Annotated in this window: 12 protein-coding genes and 1 other annotated feature; of the genes, 3 read left to right on the forward strand and 9 right to left on the reverse strand. The window is 55.4% G+C overall.

What is annotated here, in order from left to right; all coding sequences use genetic code 11:
• The 6 genes from hisH to hisL form a co-directional block, all read right to left on the reverse strand.
• Window positions 1-591 carry an imidazole glycerol phosphate synthase subunit HisH gene (hisH, locus tag N5923_RS15235; RefSeq protein ID WP_267143589.1) on the reverse strand — a complete coding sequence of 197 codons (591 nt, stop codon included), beginning with the start codon at window positions 589-591 and terminating at the stop codon, window positions 1-3.
• The gene (gene hisB, locus N5923_RS15240; RefSeq protein WP_267143590.1) at window positions 591-1,658 is read right to left on the reverse strand and encodes a bifunctional histidinol-phosphatase/imidazoleglycerol-phosphate dehydratase HisB; all 1,068 of its coding nucleotides are present in this window, start codon (window positions 1,656-1,658) and stop codon (window positions 591-593) included. The genes hisH and hisB overlap by 1 nt, the downstream gene beginning before the upstream one ends.
• A complete protein-coding gene (gene hisC / locus N5923_RS15245; RefSeq protein ID WP_267143591.1) occupies window positions 1,655-2,749 on the reverse strand; it encodes a histidinol-phosphate transaminase in 1,095 nt (364 codons plus the stop codon). The genes hisB and hisC overlap by 4 nt, the downstream gene beginning before the upstream one ends.
• On the reverse strand, window positions 2,746-4,053 hold the full coding sequence (gene hisD / locus N5923_RS15250; RefSeq protein ID WP_267143592.1) for a histidinol dehydrogenase: 1,308 nt from the start codon (window positions 4,051-4,053) through the stop codon (window positions 2,746-2,748). The genes hisC and hisD overlap by 4 nt, the downstream gene beginning before the upstream one ends.
• Before the next feature lie 4 nt (window positions 4,054-4,057).
• Window positions 4,058-4,957, reverse strand: coding sequence for an ATP phosphoribosyltransferase (gene hisG, locus N5923_RS15255; protein WP_026111590.1), 900 nt, complete (start codon window positions 4,955-4,957; stop codon window positions 4,058-4,060).
• Between the two features lie 68 nt (window positions 4,958-5,025).
• Window positions 5,026-5,147: a sequence feature (His leader region), on the reverse strand.
• Window positions 5,123-5,170 carry a his operon leader peptide gene (gene hisL / locus N5923_RS15260; RefSeq protein ID WP_100396937.1) on the reverse strand — a complete coding sequence of 16 codons (48 nt, stop codon included), beginning with the start codon at window positions 5,168-5,170 and terminating at the stop codon, window positions 5,123-5,125. It overlaps the preceding feature by 25 nt.
• Before the next feature lie 179 nt (window positions 5,171-5,349).
• Here hisL and N5923_RS15265 point away from each other — a divergent pair, with 179 nt between their 5' ends.
• Window positions 5,350-6,177 (forward strand): SDR family oxidoreductase, encoded by an 828-nt coding sequence (locus N5923_RS15265; protein ID WP_267143593.1) that lies wholly within the window; start codon window positions 5,350-5,352, stop codon window positions 6,175-6,177.
• 180 nt (window positions 6,178-6,357) lie between these two features.
• Here the strand turns inward: N5923_RS15265 and N5923_RS15270 are convergent, their stop codons facing one another.
• The 3 genes from N5923_RS15270 to puuD are packed head-to-tail and all read right to left on the reverse strand — an operon-like array spanning window position 6,358 to window position 8,989.
• Window positions 6,358-7,635 carry an NAD(P)/FAD-dependent oxidoreductase gene (locus N5923_RS15270; RefSeq protein ID WP_267143594.1) on the reverse strand — a complete coding sequence of 426 codons (1,278 nt, stop codon included), beginning with the start codon at window positions 7,633-7,635 and terminating at the stop codon, window positions 6,358-6,360.
• Between the two features lie 35 nt (window positions 7,636-7,670).
• Window positions 7,671-8,228, reverse strand: a complete 558-nt coding sequence (gene puuR / locus N5923_RS15275) for an HTH-type transcriptional regulator PuuR (RefSeq protein ID WP_267143595.1) — start codon at window positions 8,226-8,228, stop codon at window positions 7,671-7,673.
• On the reverse strand, window positions 8,225-8,989 hold the full coding sequence (gene puuD, locus N5923_RS15280) for a gamma-glutamyl-gamma-aminobutyrate hydrolase (protein ID WP_267143596.1): 765 nt from the start codon (window positions 8,987-8,989) through the stop codon (window positions 8,225-8,227). The genes puuR and puuD overlap by 4 nt, the downstream gene beginning before the upstream one ends.
• 213 nt (window positions 8,990-9,202) lie before the next feature.
• Between puuD and N5923_RS15285 the strand changes: the two genes are divergently transcribed.
• Both N5923_RS15285 and gabT read left to right on the forward strand, forming a co-directional pair.
• Window positions 9,203-10,618: a glutamine synthetase family protein gene (locus N5923_RS15285; protein WP_323372738.1), complete on the forward strand. Its 1,416-nt coding sequence runs from the start codon at window positions 9,203-9,205 to the stop codon at window positions 10,616-10,618.
• A 16-nt stretch (window positions 10,619-10,634) separates the two neighbouring features.
• Window positions 10,635-11,948 carry a 4-aminobutyrate--2-oxoglutarate transaminase gene (gene gabT, locus N5923_RS15290; protein ID WP_267143597.1) on the forward strand — a complete coding sequence of 438 codons (1,314 nt, stop codon included), beginning with the start codon at window positions 10,635-10,637 and terminating at the stop codon, window positions 11,946-11,948.
• Window positions 11,949-11,989 lie beyond the last annotated feature (41 nt).

The raw sequence follows: 11,989 nt of genomic DNA on the forward strand, positions 1-11,989 counted from the left end.
TTACATCTCCAGGAAATTCTTCATCAGCTGTGCGCCGGCAGCACCGGAACGTTCAGGGTGGAACTGCACGCCAAAGAAATTATCTTTCTGCACCGCGGCGGTAAACGGCTCGCCGTAGTTACACTGCGCGATGGTAAATTCATTGACCGGCATGGCATAGCCGTGGACGAAGTAGAAATAGCTGCCATCCTCGATACCGCGGAACAGATGGTTGCCCGCCTGTGAGGTAATCTGATTCCAGCCCATATGCGGCAGCGGCAGGCCGTAATCTTTCATCAGTTTTACCGGCTGGTCGATAATGCCCAGTGTCTCAATGCCGCCATTCTCATCGCTGCCGGATCCCAGCAGCTGCATGCCGAGACAAATCCCCAGCGTGGGCTGGGTGCAGGCTTTGATTAATTCTATCAGTTCACGCTGACGCAGCTGATCCATCGCCGCCTGAGCGGTGCCGACACCGGGCAGAAACAGTTTATCGGCATTTAACACTACATCCGCTTCGCGACTGACCTGTGGCTGATAACCAAGACGCTGGATCGCCCACTTCACTGAAGAGAGGTTGGCACAGCCGGTATCAAGAATAACGACATTCATCACAGCACTCCTTTCGAACTCGGCAGGGTGTTGCCCTCAACGCGGATCGCCTGACGCAGCGTGCGGCCAAAGGCTTTAAACAGGCTTTCGACGCGGTGGTGATCGTTTTTACCTTTGGTGCGCAGGTGCAGAGTGCTGGCCATCGAGTAGGAGAGTGAGCGGAAGAAGTGCTCGACCATCTCGGTGCTCAGGTCACCAACGCGCTGGTAATTAAACTCGGCTTTATATTCAAGGTGCGGACGACCCGAGATATCCAGCGCACAGCGCGCCAGACACTCGTCCATCGGCAGGACAAAGCCAAAGCGGCCAATACCACGTTTGTCGCCGAGCGCTTTCAGCAACGCTTCACCGAGGGCTAAACCGGTATCTTCCACCGTGTGGTGATCGTCGATATAGAGATCGCCTTTCACCTCGATATTCATACGGAAGCCGCCATGAGTGCAGATCTGATCGAGCATATGGTCGAAGAAACCGACGCCGGTATTGATCTTGCTGCCGCCTTCGCGGTCCAGCCAGACTTCAACTTCAATCTGTGTCTCTTTGGTATTGCGGTTTACCCGCGCGTAACGGTCGCGTTTGGTCAGCTGCTGGCTGATTTGCTGCCAGTTCAGTCCATCTTTGGCATAGCGCAGGCCGCCGATGCCCATATTTTCCGCCAGTTCGATATCGGTTGCGCGGTCGCCAATCACATAGCTGTGGACTTTATCCAGCACGCCATCCCCCAGCCAGGCTTCAACCATCTGCACCTTTGGCTTACGGCAGTCACAGTTATCTTCCGGCTTGTGCGGGCAGATCAGGATCTGGTCAAACTTCACGCCCTGTGAGGTCAGGATTTGCATCATCAGATTTTGCGGGCCATCGAAATCGGCTTGCGGGAAACTGCTGGTGCCGAGGCCATCCTGATTGGTAATCATCACCAGCTGGTAACCGGCTTTTTGTAGTTCCAGCAGGGCAGGGATCACATCCGGCTCAAAGGCCAGTTTATCCATGCGGTCTACCTGAAAATCGGCGGGTGGTTCAGAAATAATGGTGCCGTCACGGTCAATAAAAAGCGTTTTCTGGCTCATGCTTGCTCCCTGGATCCAGCTGCGCCGGGTAAAGGTTTCAGTGCGGCGATAGTGCGCTCGCACTCTTCACGGGTGCCAATGGAGATGCGCAGGCATCCGGCAAGTCCCGGTTGTTTGTTCTGGTCACGCAGGATAATGCCTTGATCCCAGAGTGTTTTAAATACCTGACTGGACGCGCTAAAGCGCGCCAGCAGATAGTTGGTCTGGCTGGCGAACACCTGTTCAACGCAGTCGCAGCCCTTAAGAGCGTCAATCAGCCACTCGCGGGTGGCGATCAGATCGGTTACGTGCTGACGCATCAGCGCGATGCCCTGATCGCTAAGCGCCTGCGCGGCAATATCAGCTACCGGCGTCGAGAGCGGATAGGGCGCAATCACTTTCATCAGCAGATCGATAACCGGCTTATTGGCCAGCGTAAAGCCGCAACGCAGTCCGGCCAGCGCAAAGGCTTTCGACAGCGTACGCAGCACCACCAGATGCGGATACTCGGTTAACCAGCTCGCCAGCGTCGCCTGCGGACAGAATTCAATATACGCCTCATCAGCGACCACGATGGCTTTACCGCGCGCCATCTCCAGCAACTGACGCAGATCGTCAGGATTAATCAGATTGCCGGTTGGGTTGTTTGGGCTGCAGACATAAACCAGTTTTACCCCTTCCAGCTGGTCGGCAATCGCCGGCAGATTCAGCTGCCAGTCTTCGCGCGCTTCAACGGTGCGGTATTCGATACCGATGGTTTCGGCGCTAACGCTGTACATGCCGTAAGTTGGCGGGCAGAACAGCACCGCGTCTTTACCCGGCTCACAGAAGGCACGCATTAACAGCTCAATGCCCTCATCGGCGCCGCGACTGACCAGAACCTGCTCCGGCGTCAGGCCGGCATACGCAGCATAACGTTCAATCACCAATTTTGGCTGGCATTCGGGATAACGGTTTAACGTCTGCTGCGACAGCTCAAACGGCACCGCCAGCGGGTACTCATTGGCATTCAGCCAGACATCGCCATTACCACCAAGACGACGCGCCGACTGATAAGGCGTCAGGGCGCGGACATTGGCACGTGCCAGATCTTCAATATTAACGGTGCTCATGCTTTCTCCCGCAGCGCGGCCACGCGCAATGTCACGGCATTTTTATGGGCGGTCAGCTGCTCGGCAGCGGCCAGAATTTCGATGACAGGCGCCAGATTGAGAAAGCCCTGTGGCGTCAGCTCCTGCACCGTCATGCGCTTCTGGAAATCCGCCAGACCGAGGCTGGAACAGGTGGCGGTATAGCCATAGGTCGGCAGCACATGGTTGGTGCCGGAGGCGTAATCGCCTGCGGATTCAGGAGACCAGTCGCCAAGGAATACCGAACCGGCGCTGGTAATACTGTCGACCAGATCGCGCGCCTGACGCGTCTGAATAATCAGATGCTCCGGGCCGTAACGATTCGAGATCTCAACACACTGTTGCAGATCGCGCGCCACAATCAGGCGGCTGCTCTCTAATGCCTTACGCGCGGTTTCCGCACGCGGCAGTTGGGTCAGCTGTTGCTCAACCGCCACGGCGACCGCTTCTGCCATCGCCCGCGACGGCGTCAGCAAAATCACCTGCGAATCCGGGCCATGTTCCGCCTGCGAAAGCAGATCGGAGGCGACAAAATCCGGCGTTGCTTCGGCATCGGCAATCACCAGCACTTCCGACGGACCCGCTGGCATATCGATGGCGGCGCCATCCAGACGCTGACTGACCTGGCGTTTTGCTTCAGTAACAAAAGCATTACCCGGGCCAAATATCTTGTCCACTTTCGGTACGGATTCGGTGCCCAGCGCCAGCGCGGCAATCGCCTGCGCGCCGCCAACCTGAAATACTTCCTGCACGCCGCACAGTTGCGCAGCATAGAGAATCTCATCCGCAATTGGCGGCGGCGAGCAGAGCACCACACGCTGGCAACCGGCGATGCGCGCTGGCGTGGCCAGCATCAATACCGTGGAGAACAACGGGGCAGAACCACCCGGGATATAGAGGCCCACCGAGGCTACCGGACGGGTGATTTGCTGGCAACGCACGCCGGGCTGGGTTTCGATATCTACTGCAGGCAGCTGCTGAGCAAGGTGGAATGTCTCGATATTGCCCACTGCGACCGCCATCGCCTGTTTGATATCATCACCAAGACGCGCTGCGGCGGCGCTGATTTCTGCCGCGCTGACGCGCAGGGCATCAACCTGGGTTTTATCAAAGGCTGCGCTGTAGTAACGCAGTGCCTCATCACCTTCATTTTTAACCTTGTCGAGAATGCCACGCACGGTTTGCGTGATGTTCTCTGAAGCGGCGATGGCCGGACGCGTCAGCAAGTTTTGCTGCTGTTCGGCACTGCATGCCTGCCAGTCGATTACCGTATTGAACGCGCTCATGGGCTTACTCCAGCATCTTCTCAATTGGCAGCACCAGGATTGAACTGGCGCCCAGCGCTTTCAGTTTTTCCATGGTTTCCCAGAACAGGGTTTCGCTGCTGACCATATGCATCGCAATACGGCTCTTATCACCGGCCAGCGGCAGCAGGGTTGGACGCTCGGCGCCTGGCAGCAGGGCAATCACTTCATCCAGACGGTCACTTGGTGCGTGCAGCATAATATATTTGGATTCGCGCGCTTTAATCACGCCCTGAATACGGGTCATTAACTTATCGATAAGTTCCTGTTTAGCCGCTGGCATTTCGCCATCGCGCTGAATCAGACAGGCTTTAGAGCGGTAGATCACTTCGACTTCGCGCAGGCCATTGGCTTCCAGCGTGGCGCCGGTAGAGACCAGGTCGCAGATGGCGTCGGCCAGACCGGCGCGCGGCGCGACTTCAACAGAGCCGTTCAGCAGACAGGATTTAAAATTAACGCCTTGTTTATCGAGGTACTTCTTCAGCAGGTGAGGATAAGAGGTAGCGATACGGCTGTTTTGCAGACACTGCGGACCGCTATATTCGTCATCCACCGACATCGCCAGTGACAGACGGCAGCCGCCAAAATCGAGGCGACGCAGCGTAAAGTAACGCGGATCTTCGCCCTGTGCGCGGCGGGTCAGCAGCTCTTCTTCCAGCACGTTTTCACCGATAATACCGAGATCAACCACACCGTCCATGACCAGGCCAGGGATATCGTCATCACGTACGCGCAGGATATCGATTGGCATGTTTTCGGCGAAGGCGATCAGACGCTGCTGCTGTAAATTAATCTTGATGCCACAGCGCGCCAGTAATTCGCGTGATTCATCGCTTAAACGGCCTGATTTCTGCATAGCTATGCGCAAACGGGTGTTATCTAACATGGGTCCTGTCCTCTTTTAACTCTTAGCTGCTGGTTAGCAATGAAACGATTCTGATGCGCGTAAAGTCCAAAAAAAAGCCCCCGGAAGATGATCTTCCGGGGGCTCTCTTGCGTTCTGCACCACTGGAAGATCCTAAACGTCTTCCAGCACACATCGCCTGAAAGACTAGTCAGGGTGATGGTGATGATGGTGATTGAACTGAACGCGTGTCATATAAATTCCGTAGATGAATGTGTATTCATTTAATGTGTAAATAACCTAACCAAGATGGGCGCTGATGGCAACCCTTTTTTGTCAACGATGACATATTCTCTTATCAGGCGGAGATTGTCAGCCTGATAGCAGTGGCGTAGCCTTAATTATCTGGACGGAACTGTGTGGGAGTGAAGGGCATGAAGAGAGTCGCGATAGTGGGGCTGGGCTGGCTGGGGATGCCGCTGGCAATGGCGCTGGCGTCACGTGGCTGGCAGGTTAGCGGCAGTAAAACCACGCCGGATGGCGTTGAGGCGGCGCGCATGTGCGGCATTGACGGCTATCAGCTGGAACTGACGCCAGAACTTATCTGCGATGCTGACGACCTGGAGTCGCTGCTGCGTGTTGATGCGCTGGTGGTCACGCTACCGGCCAGCCGCACGGTGGAAGGGGGGGATCACTATGTGCAGGCGGTGCAGCAAATCGTCGACAGTGCGCTGGCATTTAATGTTCCGCGCATTGTATTTACCAGTTCCACCTCAGTGTACGGTAAAGCCAGCGGCGTAGTAAAAGAGAACAGCCCGCTGTTGCCGGAAACGGTCGCCGGTAAAACGCTGGTGGAACTGGAGAGCTGGCTGCATGCCCTGCCAGGAACCTCGGTGGATATTCTGCGCCTCTCCGGGCTGGTGGGGCCAAATCGTCATCCGGGGCGGTTTCTTGCTGGTAAAACCGATGTGGCCGATGGTGATCAGGGGGTTAATTTAGTGCATCTGGATGATGTGGTGGAAGCCATTACACTGTTATTGCAGACGCCGAAAGGCGGTCATATTTATAATCTCAGCGCGCCCGGCCATCCGCCACGTAATCAGTTCTATCCGGCTGTCGCCAGCCAGCTGGGTCTGACACCGCCCACCTTTATCGATGACCAGACTGCCGCCAGCGGTAAAATCATTGACGGCAATAAGATTTGTAGTGAGCTGGGTTTTGAATACAGCTGGCCCGATCCGCAGAAAATGCCGCTGGCTTAGAGCGGTAAGGATAGCAAGATGGGCGGCGAGAACGCCGCCCCTACAAAAAAATAAAAAATACCTCGCACGGGCGGCGTTTCGCCGCCCGTGTCGATGATTTACGCCAGAATCACTGTAGGGGCGGCGTTCTCGCCGCCCGTGTCGCGGATTTGCACGGTATTGATGATGGCGTTTTAATAATCAGACCCCCAGCCGATCGCGCAGCGCATACCACGCCGCGCCCATCGCGGTTAACGGGATCTGAAAACGGCGTCCGCCCGGGAAGGGCAGATGCGGCAGGGTGGCGAAAGCATCAAAACGCTCGGCATCGCCACGCAGGGTTTCGGCAATCAGTTTGCCTGCCAGATGGGTGCAGGTGACACCGTGTCCGCTGTCGCCCTGCATATAATAGACATTGTTTTCCAGCCGGCCAAACTGTGGCATACGCGACAGCGTCAGCAGGAAATTACCGCTCCAGCGATAGCTAAAGCTGACGCCGCTCAGCTGCGGGAACGTCTTCAGTAGTTTCGGCCGGATCAGCGCGTCAATATCCTGCGGATCGCGCGCACCATAAATCACGCCGCCGCCATACAACAGCCGGTTATCGGCGGTCAGGCGGAAATAGTCGAGCAGATAGTTACAGTCTTCGACACAGCGATTATTGGGCAACAGCGACAGCGCGGTATCGGCGCTAAGCGGTTCGGTGGTAATAATTTGCGAACCACAAGGCATGCTTTTTTTACCGAGCCTTGGCTCCAGCTGTGGCGCCAGATAGGCGTTACCGGCGAAAACGACAAATTTTGCCCGCACATCGCCTTTCGCGGTTTTAACCACATTCGGTGAACCGTAAAGCACATTAGTGGCGGCCGAATGCTCATAAATGCGCCCGCCGTGGCGGCGAATCGCCTCGGCTTCGCCCAGCGCCAGATTGAGCGGATGCAGATGGCCGCCGCGTTCATCCAGCAGGCCGCCGACATAGCGTTCGGTAGCCACTTCACGCCGGATGCCACTTTCGTCCAGCAGAGTGATCTGTTGATTGCCGTAGCTCTCCCATAACGCTTTCTGCGCGCGCAGATGGCCCATCTGCCGGTTATTTAGCGCAGCGAAAATGTTGCCGGGACGATAATCACAATCAATGGCGTAGCGGTCGATACGGTCACGAATAATATCGGCGCCTTCAAACATCATACTTCCCAGCATTTTCGCGACGTTTACACCATAACGCTGCTGGATCACATCAATATCGCGGCTGTAAGAGTTCACCAGCTGGCCGCCGTTGCGGCCGCTGGCGCCATAACCGATACGTGCGGCTTCCAGCAGTACCACATCGTAACCGGCTTCACTGAGATACAGCGCCGATGACAGGCCGGTAAAGCCGCCACCGATAATACAGACATCACACTGGAGACTCTCTTCCAGTTGCGGCCAGTCTGCGTGCGGGTTGGCTGTCGCTGCGTAATAGCTTTCCACATGTTTCATACAACCTCCCTGGCACGGTTGACAAAAATATCGATCTAAAATGTCGCTGGCGTGTGAGCACTGACAATGCGACAAGGTTCGGTCGAATTATTAGTAAAACTGTGCGGATTACCGGTATTAATCACATAACTTTCACCGGCATGCAGATGATAGATCTGGCCACTGATGGCCAGCATAATCTCGCCTTCCAGCAAGGTGCCGGTCTCTTCGCCCTGATGGCGAATCTTTTCACCGGTGGTGGCGCCCGGCTGATAGGTTTCCAGCAGCATTGCCAGTGTACGTTCGGCATTGCCGTTATGGATCAGCTTCAGAGACACGCCCTGACTGCCGATATCGATCAGATCAGCCGGATGGACTACCACTTTCGGTTCTTCGGCGATCACCGGCTCGGAGAAAAACTCCGACAGTGATAAGCCATAAACCTTTAATAATTTCTGTAACGTACTGACTGCCGGACTGACCTTGTCCTGTTCAATGGTGCTGATAGCACTGTGCGTCAGTCCCGAAAGTTCGGCGACGCGCCGCTGTGACAATCCCATCTGCTGCCGGATCTGCGATAAACGCCGTCCGGGCGCCAGAGTGGCTTCGCTCATAGCCGTGTTTCCTTTTGATACCTGTTGCAGGCGTGAATAAAGCCATCGAACAACAGGCGTGACTGCGCCGATGCATCGCAATGCCATTCGGGGTGCCACTGCACGGCGAAAGCAAACGGATGATGCTGCAGACTGACCGCTTCGATCAGCCCATCGGCGGCACGCGCCTCGATGCGGAGTTGCGGACCTAAACGACGAATTCCCTGTTGATGCAACGAGTTGACCCATATCGACTGGCTGCCATTCATTAATCCCGCCAGCAGGCCATCGGGTTCGATCCATACCTGGTGGGCGTCAGCATACTGCTCGTCAAGCGACAGCGTTTCATCTTCACGGTGTTGCTGAAAACCCGGCTGCAGGTGTAACTGGCGATATAACGAACCGCCGGTGGCGACCACCAGCTCCTGCAAGCCGCGGCAGATAGCCATAATCGGCATCTGGCGGGCAATCGCCTGAGTAATTAACGCAAACGCCAGCTGGTCGCGGCCCGGGTCGGCATAACTCTCGCTACCTTCTTCGCCGTAGTGCCATGGCTCAATATTACTCGGGCTGCCGGTCAGCAAAATGCCGTCCAGCGCCGCCATAGCGTTTTCCAATAGTTCGGGCTGGCTCATCAGGTTGTGGGGCAGGCCAAGCGGCACGCCACCGGCAAGCGCCACGGCGTCAAGATACTTGTTATGCACCATTTGGGTGGGGTGACCGCCTTTATCGATCTGGCACATTACTACGCCAATCAACGGCTTGTTAAATATAATGCCCATCTCATCCTCGCTGCGCTGTCAAAAATATTAACCGGCAAGGCGCTCATGGCGCGAAACTGTGCAATATATTTTCAATCTAGCAACCGCTTGTTCATTATTCAAACTGAAATGTAACATTTGCACACTTTTTGTGTTGGAGCTATGTTAGAAATGTGGCTGTTATTTTGAGCATCACGCACAACCGATAATTACAGGTCAACGGCGGGTGGAATTATGACGAATCTGGTGGAAGTAGAAGACTTCACGAGACACAGTGAAGGGCAACGAACCAGCGCGTTCCAGCATGAGGTCAAGGCCTATCTGGAACGCCATCCTGAAACGCAGTATGTTGATATTCTTCTTAACGATTTAAATGGTGTCTTTCGCGGTAAGCGCATACCCTTCGCCAGTCTGGCAAAAGTTGAAAAAGGTTGTTATTTCCCGGCGTCAGTTTTCGCCATGGATATCCTCGGTAATACCGTAGAAGAGGCCGGTTTAGGCCAGGCGCTGGGTGAACCCGATAATATTTGTGTTCCGGTTTCCGGTACGCTTATCCCCTCTGCTTCCGATCCCGAACATCTTGCGCAGGTGCTGCTGACTATGCGTAATCAAGATGGCACTCCCTTTGACGTTGAACCCCGAAATGTCCTTAATCACCTCTGGCAGCAATTGCGCAATCGAGGTCTGTTTCCGGTGGTAGCGGTAGAGCTGGAGTTCTATCTGGTCGACAAACAGCGTGATGCCGAAGGCTATATTCAGCCGCCGTGCGCGCCGGGTAGCGACGAACGTAATATGCAAAGCCAGGTTTACTCCGTCGATAACCTCGACCATTTCTCTGAGGTGCTGAGTGATATCGACGAACTGGCGCGTTTGCAGGGCATTCCTGCCGACGGCGCGCTGGCAGAGGCCTCGCCGGGTCAGTTTGAGATTAACCTGCACCATACACGTAATGTGCTGAGCGCCTGTGATCACGCTATCCAGCTGAAACGGCTGGTGCGTCAGGTGGCGGAAAACCACGGTATGAACGCCACCTTTATGGCGAAACCTTACGAAGAGTACGCGGGCAGCGGGATGCATGTGCATATCAGCATGCTGGATGCCGCCGATCAAAATGCCTTTGCCACTGATGATGGCAGCGATTCGCCATTACTGAAGCGTACCCTTGCGGGCATGATTGATTTGATGCCGGCCTCAATGGCGCTGCTGGCGCCGAACGTGAATGCTTATCGCCGTTTTCTGCCCGATGCCTTTGTGCCGTTGCAGGCTTCCTGGGGACACAATAATCGCACCGTGGCGCTGCGTATTCCCTGTGGCGATATCGATAATCACCGTATTGAGTATCGGGTTGCCGGTGCTGACGCCAACCCTTATCTGGTGGTAGCGGCGATTCTCGCCGGTATGTTGCATGGTATGGATAACCCGCTACCGTTGCCGCATGCCGTCACCGGTAACGGGCATGAGGCCGAGGGCAATCCGCTGCCGATCCGTCAGAGCGACGCGCTGTATGAGTTTGAGCAGAGCAAGTCGCTACAAAAACTGCTGGGTGAACGATTTGGTTTTGTCTGGCACAGCTGTAAACATCATGAGCTGATGCATTTCGAACGGTTAATTACCGCGACCGAAATCGACTGGATGTTAAAAAACGCCTGATGTGGAGAGCAGATCTATGCAGCAGACTAATCAGCAGTGGCAGGCGCGGCGTGAAGCGGCAGTCACGCCAGGCGTAGGCAACTCGCTTCAGGTCTATATCGAAAAAGCCCGTAATGCCGAGCTGTGGGATGCTGAGGGCAAACGCTACATCGATTTTGCATCCGGCATTGCGGTGCTGAACACCGGCCATAATCACCCGAAAGTGATTGAGGCGGTCAGAACACAACTGGAAAAATTTACCCATCCCTGTTTTCAGGTCACCCCTTACGGCAGCTATATCGAGCTGGCGGAAAAGCTCAATCAACTGGCGCCGATCCATCAGCCAGCCCAGACTCTGCTGATGTCGACCGGTGCGGAAGCGGTGGAGAATGCCATTAAGGTGGCGCGTATTGCCACCGGACGTAGTGCGGTTATCGCTTTTCGCGGCGCTTTTCATGGCCGTACGCTGCTCGGCATGGCGCTGACCGGTAAAGTTCAGCCGTATAAAAAAGGCTACGGTCCTTTCCCGGGCGGTATATTCCATGCGCCTTATCCTGCCAGCTATCTCGGGATTAGCGATATGCAGGCGATTGGCGCTTTACAGGGGATCTTTGCCGCCGATATTGCGCCGGACGAGGTAGCGGCGATTATTATTGAGCCGGTGCAGGGGGAGGGCGGTTTCTATGCGGCTTCGCACAGTTTTTTACGGCAGCTGCGTCAGCTGTGCGATGAACACGGCATTGTACTGATCGTCGATGAGATTCAGAGTGGCTTTTGCCGCACCGGTAAAACCTTTGCCATAGAACACAGCGGCGTTGAGCCGGATCTGATCACCATGGCGAAAAGTCTGGCCGGAGGTTTTCCGCTATCGGCGCTGGTGGGCAAACAGTCATTAATGGCCAAAGCGCAGGTCGGCGGCCTCGGCGGCACCTATGCCGGTTCACCGGTCGCTATTGCTGCGGCGCTGGCGGTGATTGCGTTAATTGAAGAAGAACAGCTGAACCAGAAAGCTCAGGCGCAGGGCGAGTGGGTAATGCAGCATCTGCATCATCTTGCCGAAGAGTTTGACTGTATCGGTGAAGTGCGTGGCGTCGGCGCGATGATTGCCATGGAGCTGGTGGAGCAGCGCGATCACCATAAACCGGATAAAGCCTTAACCCAGGCGCTGGTGCAGGAGGCTGGTCGTCAGGGGCTGGTATTACTCTCCTGTGGCGTGCGCGGCAATGTGATTCGTTTTCTCATTCCGCTGACAGCTGAAAAAGAAATTGTTACTGAAGGTCTCAACATCTTGTCATCCTCCCTCCAGGTAGTGCAGAATATGCGCCCTGCAAAACATCCCCTTCGTCCTTGACGTTGCAGCGGTGTTAGCGACGCTCACTCACCCAAATCACT

It is taken from the genome of Winslowiella arboricola (assembly GCF_025527015.1).
Taxonomy (GTDB): domain Bacteria; phylum Pseudomonadota; class Gammaproteobacteria; order Enterobacterales; family Enterobacteriaceae; genus Erwinia; species Erwinia arboricola.